The organism is Pseudomonas sp. B21-009 (genome assembly GCF_024749345.1).
In the GTDB taxonomy this organism is placed as follows: Bacteria; Pseudomonadota; Gammaproteobacteria; order Pseudomonadales; family Pseudomonadaceae; genus Aquipseudomonas.
In genome coordinates this window covers 2,544,675-2,569,247 of sequence record NZ_CP087199.1, presented here as the reverse complement: position 1 = coordinate 2,569,247, position 24,573 = coordinate 2,544,675, and the positions used below count along the sequence as shown (strand labels likewise).

The 24,573-nt window shown below is 66.2% G+C and carries 18 protein-coding genes; 9 read left to right on the top strand and 9 right to left on the bottom strand.

All coding sequences use genetic code 11. From position 1 onward, the window contains the following. Positions 1 to 11 precede the first annotated feature (11 nt). Positions 12 to 935 carry a LysR family transcriptional regulator gene (locus LOY34_RS11860; protein ID WP_093383544.1) on the top strand — a complete coding sequence of 308 codons (924 nt, stop codon included), beginning with the start codon at positions 12 to 14 and terminating at the stop codon, positions 933 to 935. Here the strand turns inward: LOY34_RS11860 and LOY34_RS11855 are convergent. From LOY34_RS11855 to LOY34_RS11825, 7 genes are read right to left on the bottom strand one after another with little or no spacing between them, the layout of a single operon-like run. Further along, positions 932 to 2,731: an ABC transporter ATP-binding protein gene (locus LOY34_RS11855; protein WP_195885992.1), complete on the bottom strand. Its 1,800-nt coding sequence runs from the start codon at positions 2,729 to 2,731 to the stop codon at positions 932 to 934. The two genes, LOY34_RS11860 and LOY34_RS11855, sit on opposite strands and share 4 nt — an antisense overlap. A 23-nt stretch (positions 2,732 to 2,754) precedes the next feature. Next, a complete protein-coding gene (locus LOY34_RS11850) occupies positions 2,755 to 3,573 on the bottom strand; it encodes an ABC transporter permease (protein ID WP_093383553.1) in 819 nt (272 codons plus the stop codon). A gap of 12 nt (positions 3,574 to 3,585) precedes the next feature. Next, positions 3,586 to 4,647 carry an ABC transporter permease gene (locus tag LOY34_RS11845; RefSeq protein WP_258664868.1) on the bottom strand — a complete coding sequence of 354 codons (1,062 nt, stop codon included), beginning with the start codon at positions 4,645 to 4,647 and terminating at the stop codon, positions 3,586 to 3,588. After that, positions 4,640 to 6,211: an ABC transporter substrate-binding protein gene (locus LOY34_RS11840; RefSeq protein ID WP_258664865.1), complete on the bottom strand. Its 1,572-nt coding sequence runs from the start codon at positions 6,209 to 6,211 to the stop codon at positions 4,640 to 4,642. The genes LOY34_RS11845 and LOY34_RS11840 overlap by 8 nt, the downstream gene beginning before the upstream one ends. Positions 6,212 to 6,221: 10 nt before the next feature. Continuing rightward, complete coding sequence (locus tag LOY34_RS11835) at positions 6,222 to 7,397, bottom strand: LLM class flavin-dependent oxidoreductase (protein ID WP_195883868.1); 1,176 nt, start codon at positions 7,395 to 7,397, stop codon at positions 6,222 to 6,224. Between the two features lie 9 nt (positions 7,398 to 7,406). Then, positions 7,407 to 8,141 carry a class II aldolase/adducin family protein gene (locus LOY34_RS11830; protein WP_045198608.1) on the bottom strand — a complete coding sequence of 245 codons (735 nt, stop codon included), beginning with the start codon at positions 8,139 to 8,141 and terminating at the stop codon, positions 7,407 to 7,409. Positions 8,142 to 8,153: 12 nt separating this feature from the next. Continuing rightward, positions 8,154 to 9,212, bottom strand: a complete 1,059-nt coding sequence (locus LOY34_RS11825; RefSeq protein ID WP_195883867.1) for an ABC transporter substrate-binding protein — start codon at positions 9,210 to 9,212, stop codon at positions 8,154 to 8,156. Positions 9,213 to 9,522: 310 nt separating this feature from the next. On the opposite strand from LOY34_RS11825, the gene LOY34_RS11820 reads away from it, so the two are divergent. The 8 genes from LOY34_RS11820 to LOY34_RS11785 all read left to right on the top strand — a co-directional run bounded on the left by LOY34_RS11820 (position 9,523) and on the right by LOY34_RS11785 (position 22,829). Next, entirely contained in the window at positions 9,523 to 10,740 is a 1,218-nt protein-coding gene (locus tag LOY34_RS11820; RefSeq protein WP_195883866.1) for an acyl-CoA dehydrogenase family protein, read from the top strand. A gap of 31 nt (positions 10,741 to 10,771) precedes the next feature. Next, positions 10,772 to 12,541 carry an ABC transporter ATP-binding protein gene (locus LOY34_RS11815; protein WP_258664861.1) on the top strand — a complete coding sequence of 590 codons (1,770 nt, stop codon included), beginning with the start codon at positions 10,772 to 10,774 and terminating at the stop codon, positions 12,539 to 12,541. Beyond that, positions 12,534 to 14,372, top strand: coding sequence for an ABC transporter ATP-binding protein (locus LOY34_RS11810; RefSeq protein ID WP_195883864.1), 1,839 nt, complete (start codon positions 12,534 to 12,536; stop codon positions 14,370 to 14,372). The genes LOY34_RS11815 and LOY34_RS11810 overlap by 8 nt, the downstream gene beginning before the upstream one ends. A gap of 202 nt (positions 14,373 to 14,574) precedes the next feature. Then, on the top strand, positions 14,575 to 15,729 hold the full coding sequence (locus LOY34_RS11805) for an LLM class flavin-dependent oxidoreductase (RefSeq protein ID WP_195883863.1): 1,155 nt from the start codon (positions 14,575 to 14,577) through the stop codon (positions 15,727 to 15,729). 12 nt (positions 15,730 to 15,741) lie between these two features. Continuing rightward, the gene (locus tag LOY34_RS11800; RefSeq protein ID WP_195883862.1) at positions 15,742 to 16,782 is read left to right on the top strand and encodes an ABC transporter substrate-binding protein; all 1,041 of its coding nucleotides are present in this window, start codon (positions 15,742 to 15,744) and stop codon (positions 16,780 to 16,782) included. 30 nt (positions 16,783 to 16,812) lie between these two features. Continuing rightward, positions 16,813 to 17,871 carry an ABC transporter substrate-binding protein gene (locus LOY34_RS11795; RefSeq protein WP_045198597.1) on the top strand — a complete coding sequence of 353 codons (1,059 nt, stop codon included), beginning with the start codon at positions 16,813 to 16,815 and terminating at the stop codon, positions 17,869 to 17,871. A gap of 217 nt (positions 17,872 to 18,088) precedes the next feature. Continuing rightward, entirely contained in the window at positions 18,089 to 20,332 is a 2,244-nt protein-coding gene (locus LOY34_RS11790; protein ID WP_195883861.1) for a TonB-dependent receptor, read from the top strand. 37 nt (positions 20,333 to 20,369) lie between these two features. Beyond that, the gene (locus LOY34_RS11785; RefSeq protein ID WP_195883860.1) at positions 20,370 to 22,829 is read left to right on the top strand and encodes a TonB-dependent siderophore receptor; all 2,460 of its coding nucleotides are present in this window, start codon (positions 20,370 to 20,372) and stop codon (positions 22,827 to 22,829) included. Positions 22,830 to 22,894: 65 nt separating this feature from the next. On the opposite strand, the gene nfuA is transcribed toward LOY34_RS11785, so the two are convergent. Both nfuA and LOY34_RS11775 read right to left on the bottom strand, forming a co-directional pair. After that, positions 22,895 to 23,479: a Fe-S biogenesis protein NfuA gene (gene nfuA / locus LOY34_RS11780; protein WP_045198594.1), complete on the bottom strand. Its 585-nt coding sequence runs from the start codon at positions 23,477 to 23,479 to the stop codon at positions 22,895 to 22,897. Positions 23,480 to 23,548: 69 nt separating this feature from the next. Further along, positions 23,549 to 24,571 (bottom strand): acyltransferase, encoded by a 1,023-nt coding sequence (locus tag LOY34_RS11775; RefSeq protein WP_093383619.1) that lies wholly within the window; start codon positions 24,569 to 24,571, stop codon positions 23,549 to 23,551. Between the last annotated feature and the right edge of the window lie 2 nt (positions 24,572 to 24,573).

Below are 24,573 nucleotides of genomic sequence, written 5' to 3'. Positions count from 1 at the left end.
AGGTAACCGCGATGGACCCGTTCGACAGTCGCCAGGCCGATGAGCTTGCCACCCTCCTGGCGCTGTTCGAGCACGGCTCGTTTGCCGCTGCCGGGCGCACGCTGCAGCGCCACCCGTCGGTGCTGTCCAAGCGCCTCGGGGCCCTGGAACAGCGCTTAGGCATTCGCCTGGTCGAGCGCACCACCCGCCAGTTGCGCTTCACCGACGAAGGCGCACGCCTGGTCGAGCGCCTGCGCCAGGCCGCCAGCCTGATCAGCGAGGCCGAGCGCGAAGCCGCCGAAGGTGCGACCCAGGTTCGCGGGCGCCTGCGCATCGCCCTGCCCTCGTCCATGGGCCGGCTGTGGCTGAGCCCGATGCTTGCCGAGTTTGCCCTGGCGTTTCCCCAGGTGCAGCTTGAGACCGAATACGCCGAACGTTTTGTCGATATCGTCGCCGAAGGCTTCGATGCGGCGATCCGCATTGGCGAGCTGGCCGACAGCCGCCTGGTGGCGCGCAAGCTCTGTGAGCACCGGCGTATCCTCTGCGCAGCGCCAGCCTACCTGCAACAGCACGGCCAGCCGCAAACCCCGGCCGACCTCGCCGGGCATAACTGCCTGGGTTTTACCGGCCTGCGTTCGTACCCGGAGTGGCGCCTGGCCGGTCTGGGCCAGCAACACACGGTTAAAGTGCGCGGCTCGCTGGTCAGCAACGACAACGAAGCGCTGCTGACCGCCGCCCGGGCCGGGGTTGGCATCCTTGCCGGCGGCGACTGGCTGATGCAGCACGACCTCGACAGCGGCCGCCTGCTGCGGGTGCTGCCCGACTGGCAGCTGGATGCCGACGCCGGCATTTACCTGGTGCGCCCCGGCGCCCGCTACAACAGCGCCGCGACCCTCGCCTTCAAGCAGTGGATCGAGGCGCGCTTTGCCCACGGCGCGCCCTGGCGCAGCCGCTAGACCGCCGCCAGGCGTGGCGTATGGGCCAGCAGGCTCTGGGTGTAGCGGTCTGCCGGCCTGTCCAGCACCTGATCCACCGGGCCCTGCTCAACGATGCGCCCCTGCTGGATCACCACCACCCGATCGGCAATCGCCCGCACCACCCCCAGGTCGTGGGTGACGAACACCAGGGTCATGCCTTCGCCTTGCAGTTGCTTGAGCAACGCCAGGATCGCCGCCTGCACCGAAACGTCCAGCGCCGAGGTCACTTCATCGCAGATCAGCACACTCGGTTCGCACACTAGCGCGCGGGCAATCGCCACCCGCTGGCGCTCGCCACCGGAGAGGTGATGGGGGTACTTGTCAGCCACCGAGGCGGGTAAGGCCACCCGCTGCAGCGCCGCCTCGATACGCGCCCGGCAGGCCTGGCCCTTGAGTTTGAAGAAGTGCTCCAGCGGAGCCTGCAGGCACTGGGCCACGGTCTGCCGGGGGTTCAGGGCGCGGTACGGGTTCTGAAAAACATACTGGATGCGATGTCGGCTGGCGCTGGGCCGCTGCCGGGCCAGCAGGCTCAACGGCTGGCCGTCGAAACGCAGCTCACCGCTGGCGTTGTCGCCAAGGCCTGCCAGGGTGCGGGCCAGGCTGGTCTTGCCCGAGCCAGACTCGCCGACCACCGCCAGGCATTCGCCTGCCTGCACGTCGAGGGCCAGGTCGAACAGCACCTGGCGGTCGTAGCTGAGGTTCAGATTGCTGATCGCCAGCAGCGGTGCCTGATCGGCGCGAATCGCCCGAACCTGTAGCGCCGCGATCGGTGCTGGTGCCTCAAGCTGCGGATGCAGGCAAGCGACCTGTTGCTGCGCCTCGAGGGTTTGCAAGCCCGGCTCGGCCTGTTCACAGGCAGCCGTTCGCCGTGGGCAGCGCGGCGCAAACGCGCAGCCATGGGCACGCTGGCCCGGCGCCGGGGCATGGCCGGGAATTGCTTGCAGCGGGTGCTGGCGGGCAACGTCTGGAATCGCCGCCAGCAAGCCCAGGGTGTAAGGGTGGCTGGGGCGGGCGAACAGCCGTTCGCGGCTGGCGACTTCGACGATGCGCCCGGCGTACATGACCATCACCCGGTCGACCAGGTCCTTGATCACCGCCAGGTCGTGGGACACGTACACCGCCGCCACACCCTGCTCCTTGCACAGCCGGCGCAGGGTTTGCAGGATGTGCGCCTGGGTGCTGACGTCCAGCGCCGTGGTCGGCTCGTCGAGGACGATCAGCCGTGGACGCAACACGAAGGCCAGGGCGAGCATCACCCGCTGTTGCTGGCCGCCAGACAACTGATGAGGGAAGCGCCGCAGGAACTCGGCGTCGCCCGGCAGGCCGACGTCTATCAGGGTCTGCTGCAGGCGCTGTTGCTGCGCCTCCTTTGCCAATTGCGGTTCGTGGGCGTGCAGGGTTTCCAGCAACAAGCGGCCGATGCGCAGCGCCGGGTTGAGGGCCTGCGCCGGGTCCTGGGCGACGTAGCCGATCAGCCCGCCACGGGCCTGGCGCAGGGCTTCGCCGCGCAGCTCAAGGAGGCTGACGTCGGCGACCGCGATCTGCCCGGTGGCAATCCGTGCACCGCGCCGGGCGTGGGCCAGCAAGGCGGTGGCCAGGGTGGTCTTGCCCGAGCCGGACTCACCGACCAGGCCGAGGATTTCACCGGGGGCCAGGCTGAAGTTGATGTGGTCGATGATGTCGGCGCTTGTGTTGAGTTCAACCCGCAGGTTTTGCACCCGCAAGGCCGGCTTTTCGCGGGTCAAGCCCGCTCGTGCCACTGTGGGAGCGGGCATGACCGGCGATGGCGCATAGGAATTCATCGGCGCTCTCCCGCGCTGTGCCGGGCAATGCCTTCGGCGAAGATGTTGGTGCCGTAGGCGAACACCCCGATCAGCAGCGCCGGGGCCAATACCGCCCAGGGCTGAACCAGCAGGCCAGCCTGGTTTTCATTGATCATCAGGCCCCAGTCGGCCGCCGGCGGCGCCACGCCGTACCCCAGGTAACTGAGGCCCGAGAGCATGCCGATGCCCCAGGTGAGCATGTTGCCAAAGTGCACCAGCAACGGCGTGAGCACGTTGGGCAGGATCTCGCGCACAAGGATGCGCGTGCGCGAAAAGCCCATCATCTGCGCCGCCTCGACGAACTCCTGGCTGGCCACCGCTACCGCACTACCCCGGGCCAGGCGGATCACCCCGGGGGTAAAGGCAATGGCCACGGTGAGCACGATCAGCCACGGCGCGCGGCCGAGCATCGAGACGATCAACAGCACCAGGATCAGGTCGGGGAACGCCAGCCAGACATCCGCAAGCCAGGTGATCGCCTGGTCCAGGCGCTGGCGCGACAGACCGGCCAGCAGACCCAGTACGGTGCCGACGACCAAAGCAATCGCCGCTGCCGCCAGCGACATCCACAAAATCGACAGACCGCCGTTGAGCAACCGCGACAGCACGTCATGGCCAAGAAAATCATGGCCCAGCGGCGCATCCGTTGCCGGCGTGCCGTACACCCCGCCGACCATGTCGGTGGGCGCATGGGGCGCCAGCCACGGCCCGAACAGCGCCAGGAGGACAATGGCCAGGGTCACCAGGGCGCCGCGGCGAATCTGCGGCTCACGCCACCAGCGTGAATTGAACATGGGCGATTCCTCTCAAGGGGCTTTGGCTGCCGGGCGCCGCCACCAACTCTGGATACCACGGCGGTTGCGCTGGATCAGGGTGGCACGGCGGGCGGTGCGCAGTTTTGGGGTCAGCAGCACGGTGAGCAGGTCGGCCACCAGGTTGATCAGCACCACCCCGAGGGTGATCACCAGCACCACGCCCTGCACCAGCGGCAGGTCGCGCATCTGGATCGCGCTGTTGAGCTGGGTGCCGATGCCCGGGTAGCTGAAGATCACCTCGGCGAGCAAGGCGCCGCCGATCAAGGTGCGCAGGGTCAGGGCCACGCCCTGGATCGCCGGCACCAGGGCATTGGGCAAGGTGTGGCGCCAGACGATGCGCCATTCGGCGATGCCGCGCAGGCGCGCCGCGCTGACGTAGTCTGACTCCAGCGCTTCGATCATCGAGGCGCGGACCATGCGCGCCAGGTACGGCAGCGACGACAGGCTCAACGCGAAGATCGGCAGCAGCAGGTACTCAAGCTGCTGCCACAGGGCCTTGTCCGGGTCGAGGATCGACACCGCCGGCAGCAGGTTGACCTGGGGCATGGAGAACAGCAGCACCAGACCGATGGCCAGCAAGAACCCCGGCGTGGCTTTAAGGAAGATCAGCGCCGACAGGCCAAAACGGTCCAGGCGGCTGTCGCGGCGCAAAGCCAGGCTGACGCCGATGCCCAGGGCCAGCGGCACCACCAGCACCAGCACGCCGGCCAGCAGCGCCAGGGTATTGCCGAAGCGGCTGAAAATGATCGAGGCCACCGGCTGGCTGGAGTCCAGCGAGATGCCCAGGTCACCGCGCATCACCTGGCCAAGCCAGCTGAAATACTGCACCAGGATCGGCCGGTTCAGGCCCAGTTGCTCGCGCAGGGTCAGCACGCTTTGCAGCGGCGCCTCGGGGCCGAGGATGACCCGCGCCGGGTCCGACGGCAATGCCTGGGTGGCGATGAACACCACCAGGCTGATAACCCAGGCGGTAAGCAGGCCGTAGCCCAGGCGGCCGATGAACCAGGGCAGCCAGGCAGGCAGTCGGGAAGTTCGTGCGCACGGTTCAGGCATGGTTCAACCACAGGCTGTCAAAGCGCCAGGAGGCGAAGGTGGTCTGTTCGCCGTGCAAGCCGCCGACCTTGCTGGAGGCGGCATCGAGCACGTCGGTAAAGCCCCAGATCAGCAAGCCGCCGCGTTGGTGCTGGATGCTCTGGGCCTCGTGCACCAGTTGCTTGCGCCGCTCAAGGTCGGGCTGGCCGAGGGCCTGGGTGAACAGCTCGGAGAAACGCCCATCGCGAAAATTGCTGCGGTTGTAGATCGCCAGCGGCGCGTCGTTGTGCAGGCCGGTGGCCAGGAAGCCACGGGCAGGCGTGGAGCCTGGCGACATCAGCCACTGCTCTTTCTGCGGGCCGTTGAACACCGAGCTGTCCACGGGTGTGACCTTGACCTGGACCCCGGCCTTCTTCGCCTGTTGAGCGAACACCAGCGCGGCGTTGACTTCGTTGGCGGTGGTGGTCAGCTCGACGCGCAGGTCGGTGGCACCGGCCTGGCGCAGCAGCGAGCGGGCCTGGTCGAGGTCATAGCCGCGCTGGGCGATGGCGTGGTTATAGGTCGGGTCTTGCGGCGAATACAGGTCGTTGGCGATGCGCCCGAAACCATTCAGACCACGGCCGATCAACTCCTGCCGATCGGCCAGCAGGCGAAAGGCCTGACGCACCCGCTCGTCCTGGAACGGCGCCTTGGCGGTGTTGAGGTTGAAGCCGCTGAACGAGGTGGTGGGCGAGACCACCAGTTGCAAGCGTGGGTCGGCCTTGATCAGGGCGCTGTCCTCGGCCTGCACACCGCTGGCGACGTCGATCTGCCCGGCGCGCAGGGCGGCGACCCGCGACACCTGGTCCTTGAATTCGATGATCTCCAGCTCGTCAGCGTAGGGCTGGTTGGGTTTGTAGTAATTCTCGAAGCGGGTGAACAGCGCGCGCTGGCCTGGCACGAAGCTTTTCAGCCGGTACGGCCCCGCCCCCACCGGGTTGCTTAGCGGATCGTAATCGGTCGGCACGATAGCGCCGAAGGCAATCAGGGTTTCGTCCAGCGGGAAGAAGCTGCGGCCCTGCTTGAAGCGGATCTCGATGGTACGCTCATCGAGCTTGCGCAAGGCCTGGCGGTCGATGGCACCGACCAGCCCGGCAAACGGCGAGGCCAGTTTCGGGTCGGTCAGGCGCAGGATCGAAAACAGCATGTCGTCGGCAGTGATGCTCTTGCCATGGTGGAACTCCAGGCCCGGCTTGATGCGGATGGTCCAGGCGCTGGCATCGGCGTTGGGCTCGGCGAACTCGGCCAGGCCCAGGCGCGTGCTGACGTCGTCGTTCCACTCCCAGAACTTGCTGTACAACGCCCAGCCGCGAATGATCCCGCCGCCAGACGGCTTGTGGGCATCAAGATTGCCGGCCTGGTCGCCGTCGATGATGCCAACCCGCAAGCGCCCGCCACGCACCGGCTGGGTGGGCCGGCTGATGGCGCCGACCACCGCCGGCTCGCCGGCGCCGCAACCTGTGAGCAAACTGGAGCCGAGCAACAGGCCGCCACCGACGGCCAGGCTGTTGCCGAGAAACACCCGGCGGGAAAATTCGTTTGGCATGGGCAACTCCTTAAGCCGGTTCGGCAACCGTGCGCGCACTCAGGTGCGCAATGTCGAAACCGTGGTCCAGGTCGAGCAAGGGGAACAGCAGGTCGGCGACCCGGTGGGCTTCATCAATCAGCGGGAAGCCCGAGAGGATGAACGCCGAGGTGCCCTGGGCCTCGTACTCGCGAATCCGTTCGGCCACCTGCTCGGCGCTGCCGACCAGGTAGGTACCGGCCGCCGGGCCGAGAATGTTGAAACCGAACAGGCTCGGGCCGGTCCAGACGTTGGGATAGATCTCAAGCTCCCGCGCGGTGGGCAGGCGGCCGTCGCGAATGCTCTGCACATTGCGCTGGATCTGCGGGTTGTCACTGCTGAAGGTCTCCAGGCTCTGCCCTGGCGGCAACTGGCGTTCGATGGCGGCGCGGGCGGTGGCCAGCGAGGTCTGCTGCAGCAGTTTTTCGGCGTGGGCCCAGGCCTCTTCCTCGGTTTCGCGCACGATGATCTGCAGGCGCGTGCCAAAGCTCAGTTCGCGGCCGATCTTCGCCGCCTCTGCCGCTACCCGGCGGAACTTGTCGCCAAGCTTTGGCGGGGTGTCGGCAAAACTCAAGTAAACGTCCAGCAGTTGCACCGAATGAGCCACGCCCGGGCCCGAGGTGCCGGCGCCCCACAGCGGTACGCTGGCGCGTTTTGGCGGGTGCCAGCCGCCCAGCGGGTGACGTGCCGCCGCAGCCGGGCGCGGCGCCAGCTTGACGTACTGACCGTCAAAGCCTGCGGTTTCGCCGGTATAAATACTCTGGAACGCGCGCCAGTATTCCAGGCTGAACTGGTAGCGCTCGTCGTGCGGGTAATGCACGCCGAGGGTGGCCAGGCCGGCGTCGCTGCCGTTGACCACGTTGAACAACAGGCGGCCGTTGGAGAACTCGTCAAAAGTCAGCGCCCACTTGGCCAGCACCGCCGGCGACAGCTCGCCCGGATGCTGGGCCACCAGAAAACGCAGGCGCTCGGTGGCGTCGATCAGCGCGGCGGCCACTGCCAGGCTTTCGTTGGGGCTTGAACCCAGCAGCGAGCCGTAGTAACCCAGGCGATCGCTGGCCACCGCCAGTTGCTTGAGGTGGGCGAAATCGGTTTTCCAGCGCCCCTGGGCTTCCCACGGATAGGGGCCATCGGGGCTGGTCAGGTACCAGAGAATTTTCACTGCCATGGTCTTTCCTCAGGCGCGAATGCGGTCGGTGGCGGGAATCAGGCCCAGCTCGCTGGCCTTGTCGATCAGCCTGCTCATCTTCCATTGCTGGGTGAGCACGCCCGGGCCGAAGGGCCGCGAGCCGCCGATGGCTTCGGCCAGCAGTTGCAGTTGCGCGCCCTCCTCCAGCAGCACGATGAACTCGGCAGTGGCGCGCAGACCCTGCTGGCCCCACACCGTGGCGCCACCGTTGGCTTCAAGGATGGCCGGGGTGAAGGGGTTCTCGGCCAGGCGTTCGAGGATGAAATCGACCTCGTCCTGGCGCCGGTCGATGTAGGTCGGCAGCTCGCGGGCCAGCTGGAAGCGCTGCACCGGCACGTAGTTGAACGGCAAGGTGCGCTGGGTCTGGGCCCAGGCGCCGAGGTACGGCGAGTGCACATGCGACACCGTGGTGATCTGCGCCTGCTCGCGGAACAGTTTGGCGTAACGGCCCAGGCCACCCTTGCCCTGGCCATGCACCAGGTTGCCGGCCAGGTCGCTGACCGTGGCCTGCAGCGGTTTGCGGTACTCCCACGGCCCCGGGTAGTTGACCGACACCAGCAGCTCGCGCCCCGGTACCCGTTCGATAAAGCCGACGGTGCCGTTGGCGGTGATGGTGTTGGTTTCGCGGAACACGGTGAAGGCCTGCCCGGCCTCGTCGAGCACCTGCTCGATGAAGGTTTGCAGCTCGGCGTCGATCAGGTGCTCGGTGGTCAGTACGGTCATGGCAATGCTCCTTTAAGCGCGGGCGCGGCGTTCAGCCAGCAGTTGCTGGGCGGCTTGCAGTGGACGCGGGTCGACCCAGTCGGCCAGGGCAAAATCGGCTTCGAGAAAGCCGTGCAGGTTGAGGAAGGTTTTCTGGATGTCGAGGTACGCCAGGCGTTCGGCCGAAAGGTCCGGGGCCAGGGTGGTATGAAAGTCGCCGCGGTAGGCTTGATCGACGCCTTCGGCACCGGCGCGGGTTTCGTCCTGGAGGATGCGCAGCAGGCCGTCGCGGTTGTCGCGGGCCCAGTCGGCGGCGCGCAGGGTCTGGGCAAGAAAGCGCACCACCAGCTCGAAGTGATCGTCGAGCAGGCTCTGGTGCACGGTGATCGGCCGTGGCGTGCCGTTGTTGATGCGCAAGCGTGGGTCTGTGATCTGGTCCAGGTCAATGCCCACCACCAGGCCCAGGCGCCGGGCGGCATCGGCGGCGGCAGCGCCCTTGACGTAGACCGCATCGACCTCGCCGCGCACCAGGTAATCCAGGCCCGACCACAGGCGTTGCAGGCCCTGCTGCGGGGTCGGTGCATCGTCCTGGGACTGCAGCGCCACCTCCACCAGCTGGACATCATCGAAGCTCAGCCCGGCCAGGCTCAGCGCGCCCTTGTAGCCGTGCAGGCTCATGGCCCGGGCGATGCTGCCGGGGCGGTTGGCGCCCCAGGCCGGTAGCGCCAGGCGCTTGCCCTTGAGGTCGGCGGCGCTGCGAATGCCCGAATCCGGGCGCACCAGGATGGTCTGCCATTCCTCGATCCAGGTCAGGCCGATCAGCCGGCTCGGTGCACCGGCGGCGCGGGCGGCCAACGCCGGCACGTTACCGCCCTCGCGAAACAGCCCGGGCAGTTGGTGATCGTAGTGGTGATGCCCCAGTTGCCGGGCTTCCTGCAGGGTTTCTACCGGCAGGCCGTCGGCGGCGAATTCTTCGGTGAGCCAGCCCAGGGTGTAGGCGATGCCGGAAGCGGTCGGCACCGGGCAGCGGGTGAACCAGAGTTGCTCAAGCGTGGTTGCGCTGAGCAGTGGCAAGGTGGCGGCGATTGTCATGGGCATGCTCCATCAAGCGGATCGAATCGGCCAGGTGGCCTTTGCCTGAGCTATTGCAGCGCCCGTGCCAACTCGGCAAAGCCCTGATTTCATTGGGCTTTGCCCCTTGCCGCAAGGCGCGACTGCTGATCTGCCAGCAGTCGGGCCGCAAGCCTGCTGCTGCCAGAGCAACAATCACCGGCTTACTGCTTCCCCAGCAACACCCGGCACCGGCAAAACCGCCGCAAGCCCTGCCCCACGGGGCTTTGCCGCCACTGGCACAGAACCTGCTCAAGGCCCTGGGTACCTGTTCATTCAAGGAAGCCCTATCGTGAGTACCCTGCCCCGTCGCCTGCACAGCCCCGCCCAGGCCATCGCCGCGGCCCATGAAATTGCCGAGCAAATCGCCGCCCTCGCCGCCGACCCGTTGCTCAACCGCGAACTGCCCCGGCGCCAGGCGCAGTTGCTGTCCGACAGCGGCATCACCGCCATCGGCGTACCGACAGCGCTCGGCGGCCTGGGCGCGTCGGTCGAGACCATCGTCGAGACCGTGCGGATCATCTCCCGCGCCGACGGCGGCGTCGGCCAGTTGCTGCAGATTCACAACGTGATGCTGCGCGGCGTGCTCAGCGGCTACCCGGATGCCGTGCGCGACCGGCTGATCGCCGATGTACTGGCCGGCAAGCGCCTGGGCAATGCCCTGGCCGAGGTCGGCGGCAAGAACAAGTTCGCCCTCAAGACCCGGGTCGAGCGCCGCGCCGATGGCAAGCTGATCCTCAACGGCAGCAAGTTCTACTCCACCGGCGCCTACTTGGCCGAGTGGATCTCGCTGACCGCCGCCAGCGATGACGGCGGCGCCGGCGTGCTGCTGCAGCGCGACACGCCCGGCCTGACCCTGGTCGATGACTGGGACGCCTTCGGCCAGAACAACTCGGTCAGCGGCACGGTAATCTTCGACAACATCGAGCTGGACGAGCGCTACGTGCTGCGCCGCCAGGGCCCGATGAAGCGCACCGGCCTGACCTTCCCGCAGATCCTTCACGCCGCCATCGACACCGGTATCGCCGCCGGCGCCCTGCAGGCCGGCATCGACTACCTCAACCAGCACGCCCGGCCGTGGGTCGAGAGCGAGGTGGAACGGGCCAGCGACGAGCCGCACATCATTCGCCAGATCGGCGAGTACGCGGTGGCCCTGCGCGCCGCCGAATCACTGCTGCGCGACGCCGCGCGAACCTTCGACGCCCACGAGCAGGACCCGGACAACAAGGCCCTGCAAGACGAGCTGATCCTTTCGGTGGCCAGCGCCCGCGCCCATTCCGATGGCGCTGCGCTGAAGATCTCCAGCGACATCTTCTCGCTGCTCGGCGCCAGCTCATCCTTGAGCAAGTGGAACCTCGACCGTTTCTGGCGCAACGCCCGGGTGCACACCACCCACGACCCGATCCGCTGGCGCCTGCACCACGTCGGCAACTACTACCTCAACGGCATCGACCCCGGCGAATACACCGCCATCCTCAATGCCAAGCAAAAGGCCGGCGCCAGCCGCTGAGCACACACTTTCCTCCTGCCGCGAGTCCTTCATGAGCCCTCGACACCCGCTGCTGCGCAGCCTGGCGATCTACGGTGAAATGCCCTGGCGTTTCGCCCTGGTCGCCGGGCTGTTCGTTTCCATCAACCTTGGCCTGGTCTGGCAGCAATGGCTGATCGGCCACGCCCTCAACGAGGTCAGCGCCGGCAAGGCGGTGCAGAGCCTGGCCGATGGCAGCCTCGACGGTCAGCGCGCCTGGGGCTGGTTCTGGCTGATCCTCGGCGTGGCCCTGGGCCGCGCGCTGTTGCAGTACGCCGCCGCCATCGGCTCGCTGATCCTTGGCCAGGCGCTGCTCACACGCCTGCGCGAGCGCCTGCTGGAGCAGGTGCTGCGCCTGCACCTGGGTTATCACTGGCAGCACGGCATGGGCGAGATGGTCACCCGCACCACCCGCGATGCCGACAAAGTCCGCGATGCACTGGTGAGCTTCTGGCGCCAGCTGGTCGAAACGCCGCTGGTGATACTCGCCACCGTCGGCCTGCTGGCCTGGTACCACCCGTGGCTGGCGTTCGGGCCGCTGCTGCTGACGGTGATCGGCGTGTGGATATTCGTAGTCCAGACCGAGCGCCTGGTCAGCCTCGACCGCGCGGTCGGCGCCGCCTACGACCGGGTCAATCAGGACCTCGCTGAAGGCATTGGCGCGGTGCGGGTGATCAAGTCGTTCGGCCTGCAGGCCCAGCGCATCGACGGCTTCGAGCGTCAGGTCCTGCAGTTCAGCAGCCTGGCACGCCAGGCCCTGGCCTACGCCAGTTCGCGGATTCCACTGCCGCAGGCGGTGGTGGCGCTGGGGCATGTGTGGATACTGGTGGTGGGCGCGCAATTGGTCGCCGCCGGCCGGATCGGCATTGGCGAACTGGTGACATCACTGCTGATCGCCACCACCCTGGTGTTTCGCATCGAAGGCATCGGCCGGGTGATGCAGACCTTCGCCGACGCCCGCGCCTCGGCCGGGCGGATCTGGCAGTTGCTGGATGCGCCGGCGGCGATTGTCGGCGGCAGTCAGCGCCTGCCCGAGGGGCCGCTGGGGCTGAGACTTGAAGACGTCAGTGTCGCCGCCCCTGGCGGTGGCCAGGCGATCCTGCGTCACTGCTCGTTCGAACTGGCCCCCGGTGAAACCGTCGCCCTGGTCGGCGCTACCGGCACCGGCAAGAGCCTGCTGGCCAGCCTGTTGCCACGCCTGAGCGATGTTGCCCAGGGCCGTGTGCTGCTCGGCAACGCACAATCCGGCTGGCAGGACATTCGCGACCTGGAGCTGCGCGACCTGCGCCGGCGCGTGCATGTGCTGCCCCAGGAGAGTTTTCTGTTTGCCGATAGCCTGGCCGCCAACCTGCGCCTGAGTGCGCCCGACGCCAGCGACCCGCAACTGCTCCAGGCCCTGCACCAGGCTGCTGCCGACGACATCCTTGAACGCCTGCCCGCAGGCCTCGACAGCCCGCTCGGCGATCGCGGCGTGACCCTCTCCGGCGGCCAGCGCCAGCGCTTGTGCCTGGCCCGCGCCTTGCTCGCGGCGCCGGCCATTCTCTGCCTGGACGATGCCACCAGCGCCCTGGATGCGCTGAGCGAGGGCCGGGTGCTGGACAACCTGCGCCAGCAGGCAAGCGCCACCACCCTGCTGCTGATCGCCAGCAAAGTTTCCACCGTGCAACGCGCCGACCGCGTGCTGCTGCTCGACCACGGCGCCATCGCCGACAGCGGCACCCACGCGCAACTGCTGCAGCGCAACCCGACCTACCGTGACCTGCTGGGGATCGACCATGGCTAAGCCACTGCCGGGCAACGCCCTGAGCGATATCGAAATCGAAGAGCTACTGGCAAAAAAAGCCCTCGACCGCAGCATGTTCCAGCGCCTGCTGCCGTTGTTGCGGCCGGTGCGCAAACAGATCGCCTGGGTCATCGGCCTGGAGCTGCTGCTGGTGTTTACCGTGTTCCTGCGACCCTGGTTCGTTCGTGAACTGCTCGACCGCGGTCTGATCCACGACGGCAATCGCTGGCTGCTCGAGCAACCGCTGGTGCTGTGGCTGGGGCTGGGCCTGGCGGCCAGTTGGCTGGGGCGCTTTGTGCTGGCCGGGGTATCGCAGTATATCGCCGGCAGCGCGGCGATCCAGGTGCTCAACCAATTGCGGGTGCGGGTGTTTGCCCACGTCCAGGCCTTGAGCGTCGGTTACTTCGACCGCACCCGCGCCGGGCGTATCATTTCCCGCGCCGACCGCGATGTCGATGCCCTGGAGCCGCTGCTGATCCAGGGCCCGCCGGAACTGCTCGGCGCCCTGCTGCGCTGCAGCCTGGCGGCGGTGATGCTGTGGCTGATCGAGCCGCTGTTCTTCTTCAGCCTGATCGGCAGCGTGCCGCTGCTGCTGGCGGCGACCTGGGCGTTCAAGCGCATCGCCCAGCGCAACTGGGCCAAGGTCGCCGAACAGCGCAGCCGCTTCACCGCGCACCTGGTCGAGAGCGTCAGCGGCGTGCGCCTGCTACAGCAGACCGGCCAGCAGGCGCCGAACCTTAAGCGTTACAAACAACTGCTGCACGACTTCAACGAAGCGCTGATCATCGGCAGCCTGCGCTCGGGCTGGTTCGCGCCCTTTACCGCGCTGCTCAGCGCCGCCGGCATGGCGGTGCTGGTGCTGGTCGGCGGCTACAGCCTGGCCAAGGGCACGGTCACGGTCGGCCAGGTCGGCGAAAGCCTGTTCTACGTGATGCTGTTCCTGGGCCCCTTGCAAGAACTGACCGACCTGTTCGAACGCTATGCCACCGGTTCCGCCTCGGCCCAGCGGATCTACCTGTTGCTCGACACCGCGCCGCAGATTGTCGACCCGGTTGCCCCGGTGGACTTGCCCGCGGCACGCGGCGAGGTGCATTTTCAGCAGGTGCGCTTTGCCTATTTGCCGCAACCCACCCGGCCGGTGATCGACGGCCTCGACCTGCGCATCAATGCCGGTGAGGTGCTGGCGATTGTCGGCCCGTCCGGGCATGGCAAGAGCACCCTGGTGCAGTTGCTCACACGCTTCTACGAAGTTGATCACGGCGCGGTGACCCTCGATGGCGTCGATATTCGCCAGCTCAGCCAGCAACAGTTGCGCCGCCATGTTGGCGTGGTGCTGCAGGACAACGTGCTGTTCAACGGTAGCATCCTCGACAACCTGCGCCTGGCCGCGCCGCATGCCGATGACGACACGCTGATTGACGCGGTGCGCGAGTTGGGGGCAGACGAGGTGCTGGAGCGCCTGGCGCATCGCTATGACACCCAGGTCGGGCCGCTGGGCAGCCACCTCAGCCAGGGCCAGCGCCAGCTGGTGTGCCTGGTGCGCGCCTACCTGGCGGACCCGGCGGTGCTGGTGCTCGACGAGGCCACCTCGGCGGTCGATGTGCACACCGAGCGGCGCATCCAGCGGGCGCTTCGGCGCCTGTGCGAGGGGCGCACGGCGATCATCATCGCCCACCGCCTGGCGACCATTCGCGATGCCGACCGCATCGTGCTGATTCGCGAGGGCAAGCTGGTCGAGCAAGGGCCGCATCAGCAGTTGCTGGCCAAGGGTGGCGATTATGCGGCGTTGTATCGGCGGTATCAGCAGGGTGCTGAACTGCAAGCTAGTTGAGGGCCTTTTCGCGGGGCAAGCCCGCTCCCACAACTTGTGGGAGCGGGCTTGCCAGCAATGCTGTGGTGCTGCAACCGCCGCAGCCACTGCTGACCGGTTGCTGCCCTGGCAACACCCCTGCCGCCAACCCCCAATGATTACGGGCCCGCGCGGCGTGGCATGGGCGTTGCACCGCTGTCTCTACCTTCATCGAGGAACAGCCATGAGCACCGAATTCTTCTGGCGTCTGCCCCTGGGCACCGACGGCCCGCAACTGAGCACCGACAAGCACAACCGCGGCAGTTTCAGCCGCAGCCCAGGGCATATCGCTCCCGGCCTGTTGCAGGACGGCAGCGCCGATGGTTTCACCTACATCGACTACATCGCCCAGGTGGCCAAGGCCGCAGAACTTGCAGGCTTTGAAGGCGCGCTGCTGCCCACCGGCCCCGAGCCGTGGATCGCCGCCGCGGCCCTGGCCCGGGAAACCCGCCGTTTGCGCTTTCTGATCGCCTTCCAGGCCACCTGGACCCTGCCCGCCTACGCCGCCCAGCAGGCGGCAATCCTCCAGCACCTGAGCCACGGGCGCCTGGACTGGAACATCATCACCGGCGGCAACCCGGCCAGCCAGCGCGCCCAGGGCGACTTTCTCGACCACGACCAGCGCTACAAGCGTACCGGCGAGTTCCTCGACATCATCCAGGGTTTGTGGAGCAACGAGCGCTTCTCTTACGACGGCGACATCTACCGCCTGGAAAACGGCGCACTGCCGCCGCACCTGGGTAACGAACGCAAGCCGGGGGTGTACTTCTCCGGCTTCTCCGAGCCGGCGCTGGAAGTCGCCGCCCGCCACGCCGACGTGTACCTGAACTGGGCCGAGCCAGTTGAGCAGCTCAAGCCGCACATCGAGCGGGTACGCGAGCTTGCCGACAAGCAAGGGCGCACGGTGCGCTTCGGCCTGCGCGTCGACCTGTTCGCGCGTGAAACCGAAGAAGCCGCCTGGCGCGACCTGCGCCGCCAGTTCGACAAGCTCGACGGCAAGCCCAGCGCCGTCTCCAAGGCCTTCACCAGCGCCAGCGACTCGGTGGGTGGCGCGCGACAAACCGCCTATCACCAGAACATCCAGCGCTTCGACGACCTGATCATCGGCGCCAACCTCTGGGCCGGTTTTGCCAAGGCCAAGCCTGGGCCGACCGTGGGCCTGGTGGGCAGCCACGAGAACATCGCCGAACGCCTGGCCGAATACCGCGACGCCGGTTTCTCGACCTTTATCCTGGCCGGCAATCCGCACCTGGAAGAAGCCTTGCGCATCGGCCAGGAGGTGCTGCCGCTGGTGCGCCAGGCGCCGCTGGCCAGCCTGCCACTGACTGCCAGCGCCTGACCGGAGCCCGACATGAGCACACCCCTCGATACCCTCTGGTACACCCGCTGCCCGGTGCCCACGGGCCTGGGCATTGCCGTTCAGCAAGGCTGGCTGCAGGACAGCCTGCACACGCTTGGCACCCAGGTGCAGTCGATTCGCGAGGCCGACGATGCTGCGGTGCGCGAGTCGCACTTCGATCACAGCCTGCGCCATTCAGTGCGTCATGGCGGCAGCATTCCAGCAATCTGGGCCCGCGCCCAGGGCCGCGAGACGCGCCTGATCGGGCTGTCCTGGGCCGATGAGGCGCAGTTGATCCTGACCCGCGCCGACAGCGCCATTCACAGCATCAGGCAACTGGCCGGCAAGCGCTTCGGCCTGCCCGACCGCGCCCGCGCGCAAATCGACTTCACCCGCGCCCAGGCCCTGCGCGGGCTGGAGAACGCGCTGAAACTCGAGGGCTTGCAGGTCGGCGACTTGCAGTTGGTCAACTACCGCTACGACAGCGGTTTCAGTGACAGCCCGCTGCGCGTTGTTGCCGGCAGCAGCGTGGCCAGCAGTGACGAGGCGCGCAACCTGGAGCTGATCGGCCTGCTGCGCGGCGAAGTCGATGCGATCTTTCTCAAGGGCGCCAGCGCCGTGCAGCAGGCCCATGATTTCGGTCTGCGCACATTACTGGACATCGGCGCCCACCCCGACCCGCTGATGCGCAGCAACAACGGCACGCCGCGCACCCTGACGGTCGACCAGGCACTGCTCGACCAGTACCTGCCGGTGGCCACCCAGGTGCTCGACAGCGTCCTGCGCGCCGAAGCCTGGGCCCATCAGCACCCAGAGCAGACCCGCCGCTACCTGGCGCTGGAAACCAACAGCAGCGAGTACTGGGTCAGCCGCGCCTACGGCGAAGACGCGCACCTGCGCTTGCGCACCGCCCTCGACGAACAGGCCATCGCCGCCCTGCAAGACTTCGTGACCTTCCTGCAGCGCTGGCGCTTTATCCGCACGGCGTTCGATGTACGCCAATGGATCGACCGCCGCCCCATGGACGGGCTGCATACCGCACTGGCCGGCTAACCGGCCACCTGACAAGGACTAGAACCGACAATGAGCACACCCCTCGATACCCTCTGGTACACCCACAGCCCGGTGCCCACCGGCCTTGGCATCGCCGTGCAAAGCGGGCGCCTGGCCGAAGCCTTCCAGCCGCTGGGCACCTCGATCCAGTCGCTGCGCGAATCGAGCGAGCGCGAAGTGCGCGAAGCCCATTACGACCATCACCTGCGCAACTCGGTGCGCCACGGCGGCAACATCCCGGCGATCTGGGCCTACGCCAGCGGCGTGCAGACCCGCGTGCTGGGCCTGAGCTGGGCCGATGAAGTGCAGTTGATCCTGACCACCGAAGACAGCGGCGTACGCACCGTGCGCGACCTCAAGAACCGCCGCTTCGGCCTGCCGAAATGGGCCAACGTGCAGATCGACTTCACCCGCGCCCAGGCCCTGCGCGGGCTGGAGAACGCGCTGAAGCTCGAAGGCCTGAACGTCGCCGATGTCGAGCTGGTCGACTACCCCTACGGCGGCACCCACAGCGATGAACAGGTCACTCATGTGCATGGCGCGGCGGTGACCCTCGGCGTCAACCGCGTCAGCCGCCGCAACAACGAGCTGATCGGCCTGCTGCGCGGCGATATCGACGCGATCTTTTTAAAGGGCGCCACGGCCCTGCAACTGGCCCACGAATTCGGCCTGCGGGTAGTGATCGACACCGGCTCCCACCCCGATCCGCTGATTCGCGCCAACAACGGCACGCCGCGGACCCTGACCGTGGACATCAACCTGCTGGAGCAGCACTTCGGTGCCTGCAAGCGCATCGTTGATGTGCTGCTGCGTACCGAGCAGTGGGCCTGGGCCAATGCCGATGAAACCCGGCGCTATCTTGCCCGCGAGCTGAACACCAGCGAGTACTGGGTGGCAGCGGCCTATGGCGAGGACGCCCACCGGCGCTTGCGCACCACCCTCGATGGCCGCTCGATCGAGGCGTTGCAGGACTTCACCGATTTTCTCCATCGCTGGGACTTTATACCGCGGCGTTTCGATGTGCGTGAGTGGATTGATTTCAGTGTGCTGGAGGCGGTGATCGGCTCTACTTCGCGGGTCGCTACCTGAGGGTTTTTGGGGCTGCTTTGCAGCCCATCGCTGGCAAGCCAGCTCCCACAGGGTTCGCGATTGCTGCTGGAGCAGCAGGCATTCCACACCGCCCTGCTGAATAGCTAACAGTCACCGCTAAAAAAACCCAATAAAACCCTTTAAATACAACATGTTATAAACATGGCACAAACCCTGCTCTATCCCCTTCAACTGCACATCCGGGGAGACCAGCAGCATGCACACACTTAACCCAATCGCCAAAGGCATCGGCCTGAGCATCCTGCTGGCCAGCCAGTCGGAGCTGCTCAGGGCCGAAGACAACACCAGCACTACACCGGCGCTGAAAACCGTTACGGTCACCGCCCAGCACCGCGAAGAAACCCTGCAGGAAGTGCCGGTGGCGGTCACCGCAGTGCAAGGCAGCAGCATCACCGCCGACGGCGTGCGCGCCATGGGCGATATCACCACCTTCATCCCCAACGCCTCGGCGAAGAACCCCGACGGCGATGGTCGCCCGCGCTGGTACATTCGCGGCCTGGGCACCGGCGACACCGGCGCCGCCACCGTCTACCCGGTGGGCATCTACGCCGACGACGTCTACCTCAATGCGCCGGTGGCCGGCGGCGGCCCGTTGTTCGACCTTGAGCGCATCGAGATCCTGCGCGGCCCGCAAGGCACCCTGTATGGCAAGAACACCACCGCAGGCGCGGTGAACATCATCTCCAAGAAGCCGGGCTTCGACACCGACGGCTTCGGCACCCTCGGCTTTGGCAGCAAGAACGAGCGAATCCTCAGTGGCGCCATCGGCGGCGCCCTGGTCGATGAGCGTCTGGCAGCAAGGGTGTCGCTGTACTCCGAAGAGCGCGATGGCTTCACCCACAACCTGAGCAACGACCAGACCTACGGCGACGTCAACAAGAAGGCCGTGCGTGTGCAGTTCCTGGCCAGGCTCAACCCTGACCTTCAAGCACTGTGGAAGGTCCACGGCCGCCAGTTCAAGGGCGATGGCAGCAGCGGTTCGCTGACGCTGGGGCGCTACTACAACGTCGGCTACCAGCGCCCGGAAGGCCGGCGCATCGAGCTCAATGTCGATGAAGATGCCAAGCTCGATCACAACGGCACCTCGCTGACCCTGAACTGGGACATCGGCGACTACAAGCTGACCTCGATCACCGCCTACGACTACATCCGCAACCAGCAACTCAGCGACGCCGACTACACCCCCTATGAAGTCAACGGCGCCGCCGACAGCGACAACCGTTACGACCAGTACTCCCAGGAATTTCGCCTGGCCTCGCCGCAACAGGAAACCCTGCGCTGGATGCTCGGCGCCCACTACTTCCACGAAACCCTCGACAGCAGCGCCTTGCGCACCGTCACCCCGGGGCCTACGCCCAACGGCAGCGGCTCCAACCAGACCGGCGGCACGGTGGATTTTCGTGACCTGAGCTACACCCACAAAACCGACAGCTACGCGCTGTTCGGCAACCTCGCCTACGACCTGAGCGACAACCTGACCGTTACCGGTGGCCTGCGCTGGACCACCGAGAAAAAGGACATCGACCTTGACCTGGTGCAATTGACCCGCGCCACTGCCAACGGCCCGCTGATCCCGCTGACCGCCAGCGGCAGCAACGGCTCCCAGGAAGAGGCCAAGCGCTGGGACGCCTGGACTTACGACCTGACCCCCGAGTACCGCATCAACGACAACCTGCGGGTGTTCTTCCGTTATGCCCATGGTTTTCGGTCCGGCGGTTTCAACACCGGTCTATCCACCAGCCTTGCGCAGTTGACCACGGTCGATCCAGAAGAGCTGGACGCCTACGAGCTGGGCCTGAAGTCTGAATGGCTCGACCACCGCCTGACAGTCAACGCCAACCTGTTCTACTACGACTACCAGGACATCCAGGTCAACCTGCTGACGGTCAACAACGGCATCCTCACCACCGCGCTGACCAACGGCGCCAAGGGCAAGGTCAAGGGCGCCGAGCTTGAGCTCGAAGGCCAGCCGACCGACAACCTGCACCTGCGCGCGGCGCTGTCGTTCCTCGACACCGAGTACACCGACTTCAAGAACACCAACCCCACCACCGGCGCGGTGACCGCCGACTACAGCGGCAACAGCTTCGTGCGCTCGCCGCGTTACGTGGTGTCGCTGGGCGGCGACTACACCATCCCGCTGGAAGTCGGCGGCAAGCTGGTGGCCGGTGCCGATGTCAGCTTCCGTGACCGCGAGTACTTTCTGGCCGACCGCCAGAGCAGCGCCGACCAGCCGCTCAACCAGGCGCACTACACCCTGGCCAACAGCCGCCTGACCTGGTTCAGCCCGGATGAAAAGCTCAGCGTCACCGGTTTCGTCAATAACCTCACCGACCGCCGCTACCAGGTTCACGGCCGCCCCAACGGCACCGCCGGCCAGTACGTGATCACCTATGGCGACCCGCGCACCGTGGGCCTGAGTGTCACCAGCCGGTTCTGATCGCTGCATCCTTTCTGCCTTACAGGAGTCTGTTCCCATGTTCCGACCTACCCCCTTGGCTGGCGCCATCGCGCTGGTCATCGGCGGCTTCGGCGCGCCCGGCGTTTACGCCCAGGCGCCGGGCGCCAGCGACAGCAAGCTCGACACCGTGGTGGTGGTCGGCACCCGCCGCAGTGATATCACCGCCCTGCAGAGCGCCGCCCCGGTGGATGTGCTCAGCGCCGAGCAGTTGCAGGAAACCGGCGCCCAGGATTTGTCCGGGGCGCTCACCGCGCTGTCGCCGTCGTTCAGCTTCCCGCAGTCGCCGCAAGGCGCCTTTGCCGGCTCCATCGCCCAGGGCGCCTCGTTGCGCGGCCTGGCCTCCGACCAGGTTTTGGTACTGGTCAACGGCAAGCGCCGCCACAGCAGCGCCAACGTCACCCGCCAGGGCCTGGCCAACGGCCGCGGCGCGGCGGCGGTGGACTTGAGCCTGATCCCGTTGAGCGCCATCTCACGGGTGGAGATCCTGCGTGACGGCGCCGCCGCCCAGTACGGCTCGGATGCCATCGCCGGGGTGATCAACATCGTGCTCAAAGAGAACGACGCCGGTGGCAACCTCGGCTATCGCTTCGGCGGCTACGCCAAGGGCGACGGCCTGCAGCGCAAGCTCAGCGGCTGGAAAGGCCTGGCGCTGCCCAACGATGGCTTTCTCAACCTGAGTTTCGATGCCGGCAGCCAGGACCCGGCCAGCGACACCCGCGCGGACAACCGGATCTTTTACCCAGGCTCGACCAACATCAACAGCGAGCGCGAACAGAACAACCGCTACCGCACCTGGAACTGGGGCTCGGGCAATGTCTCGGACCAGTACAACCTGGTGGCCAACAGCGAGCTGGGCATCGGCGACGGCCTGAGCGCCTACGGCTTTGCCACCTACGCGCACAAGAACACCGACGCCGAAGGCTTCTTCGACCCGCCCACCACCCTGCGCAACAACTACGCCAGCGTGGCCCTGCAGCGCTATCCGGACGGGCGCCTGCCGATCACCCGCTACAACCTCGAAGACTACGCCGTGACGGGTGGCCTGCGTTACGAAGACGAACACCTGGGCAAGTTCGACCTGGCCGCCAACTACGGCAACGACACGCTCAAGTCCACCGATCGCAATGCCATCAACCCCAGCTGGGGCAACGCCAGCCCGGATAAAATCTACACCGGCGAGCGCGAGAACGAGCAGACCAACCTGACCCTGGACTGGGTCCGCGACTTCCCCACCGACCTGCTGGCCAGGCCGCTGACCCTGTCGGCGGGCCTGGCCTGGCGCAAGGAGCACTACAGCCTGAGTGCCGGCGAAGCGGCCGGCTGGCAGAACGGGCCGCTGTTCAACACCCTCGACCCGCTCACTGGCCGGCGCATTCCCGGTTACTACGCCGGCATCACCCAGGTCGATGCCGCCTCGCTTGAGCGCAAGGTGCTCGGTGCCTATGTCGATGTCGAAGGGCAGATCACCGACACGTTCCAGGCCGGGGTGGCAGTGCGTTCCGAGCACTATTCGGACTTTGGCGACACCACCAACGGCAAGCTGTCGCTGCGCTACGACTTCACCCCGCAGATTGCCGCGCGCGGCAGCATCAGCTCCGGCTACCGCGCGCCGTCGCTGGTGCAGAGCGGCCTTTCGTCGTTCAGTGTGCAGGTAGTCGAGCAGCCTTCGGGCAGCGGCAACTGGGTCGAGGTGCAGCAGCGCACCCTGCGCGCCGACAGCCCGGAGGCGGCCCTACTGGGTGGCCGGGCGTTGAAGCCGGAGGAGTCCACCAACCTGTCGCTGGGGCTGGTCTGGCGGCCACTGAGCAATGCCTCAGTGACCCTCGACGCTTACCGCATCGATATCGACAACCGCATCACCCTCTCCGACCAGCTGCCGGGCAACGTGGTCGGGCCGATCTTTGCCGGCACGCCCTACGCCAACATCCAGAGCGCGGCGTTCTACACCAACATCGCCGACACCCGCACCGACGGCGTCGAGCTGGCCGGACAGTACCAGTGGGACTTGCAGCAGTTTGGCCGGCTCAACCTCAACGCAGGCTTTGCCAAGACCCGCACGCGGATCACCGAGCTGCGCGATGTCGGCGGCATCAGCGGTGAGCAGATCGTCGGCCGCGCCACCCAGGGCCTGATCGAACACGGCACGCCGGAAGACAAACTGACCTTGAGCGCCAACTGGCTGTACGAGAACTGGGGCGTGACCCTGACCCAGCGCCGCTATGGCGAGTGGCAGAGCCTGAACAGCAGCAACCCGGACCTGGACCAGACCTTCAGCGCGCAGTGGATCACCGACCTGGACCTGAGCTACAGCTTCGACCAGGGGCTGAAATTATCGGTGGGCGCGATCAACCTGTTCGACAGCCATCCGGACAAGCTCGATGGGCCACAGTTGTATGGGGTGCCGAAGTATTCGATTACCTCGCCGGAGGGGGCGCAGGGGGCGTTTTACTATGCGAGTGTCAGTTATGACTTTTGAGGCTTGAAAACCATCGCGGGTCAAGCCCGCTCCCACAAGAAGCGTGCTTGACCCGTGATCAGACTTTAGTAGTAAGCGTTTTCTTTCTGACTGTGGTCAGTCACATCACGCACACCCTTGAGCTCGGGAATGCGCTCGAGCAAGGTCCGCTCGATGCCTTCCTTCAAGGTCACGTCGGCCTGGCCGCAGCCCTGGCAACCACCACCGAACTGCAGCACGGCGATGCCGTCCTCGACCACTTCGATCAGGCTGACCTGGCCGCCGTGGCTGGCCAGCCCCGGGTTGATCTCGGTTTGCAGGTAGTAGTTGATGCGCTCGTTGACCGGGCTGTCTTCGTTGACCATCGGCACCTTGGCGTTCGGCGCCTTGATGGTCAGCTGGCCGCCCATGCGGTCGGTAGCGTAGTCGACCACGGCATCCTCAAGAAACGGAATGCTGACCGCGTCAAGGTAGGCAGTGAAGGTCTTCAGACCTACCGCCTCGTCTTCCGGCTTCTCCTCGCCCGGCTTGCAGTAGGCAATGCAGGTTTCAGCGTAGGTGGTGCCCGGTTGGGTAATGAAAATGCGAATGCCAATACCCGGGGTGTTCTGCTTTTCCAGCAGATCGGCCAGGTAATCATGCGCGGCGTCGGTAATAGTTATGGCGCTCATGGAAGTTCCTCACAGACTTGTCGGCAGTTTACGCCAACCTGGCCGCCGAACAAAGTCCTAGTAATTCTGTCAGGAAAGGGTTACCGCCACCGGCGTGCCGCGCCGGGCCTCGAACCAGGCGCTCATGCGCCGGTACAAACGCTTTTCCAGCAGCAGATAACTGGCCCACGACAGCCCGGCGATCAACGGTACGCACAGGGCAAATACCGCATACGGGCTGAGGTTCAGGCGCTCGCTTGCAAACCAGCCGGCATACAGCACCAGCACGTGGATCAGGTACACCGAGTACGAGCAATCGCCCAGCGCCTTGAGCAGGCGGTTGCCCTTGAAGTACGGTTCCAGGGCAATGCAGGCGAAAACAATCAACGCGCTCGGCACGCCCCAGTGCAGCAAGCGCATCGAGGCATCCAGGTGATAGATCGCCAGCCCCGCCGCTGCCAGGATCGCCAGCGGCAGCCACAGGCCCTGGGCGATCCAGCCGCGCCGGTAGAGCACGCCGATGCCGATACCGAGCAAAAATTCATAGACGATATTGTTGCGGTAAAAGTGATTGAGCAGCCCGGCGCGGGTTAGCACCTCGCTGACCAGCAGCAATGCTAACGCCACCAGCAATAGCCGGTGTTGCTGGCGGACCACGAACACCAGCGAGAACAGCAGGTAGAAGAACATCTCGTAGTTCAGGGTCCAGCCGACATTGAGGGTCGGGTACTGGCCGTAACCGCCGGGGTTCTCGGCCGGAATGAACAGCAACGACAGCAGAAAATGCTCAAGGTCGATGGCCTGGTGCGGCATCCACTGGCTGGCGGCGACCAGCAGCAAGGCCATCAGTGCGGTGTAGAACCAGTAGGCCGGCACGATGCGCAGCGCCCGGTTGAGCAGAAAGCGCCGGGCCGGCATGGCCTTGTCGCGGGTCGAGAGGTAGATCACCAGACCGCTGATGACGAAGAACACATCCACGCCCACGGCGCCGCGGTCAGTCAAGAACTGTCCAATCGGGCCACTGGCATGGAAGTCGAAGAAAATCTGCATGAAGTGATGGCAAACCACCACCCAGGCGGCAAGCGCCCTTAAAGCCTGAAGCGAATACAGCATCC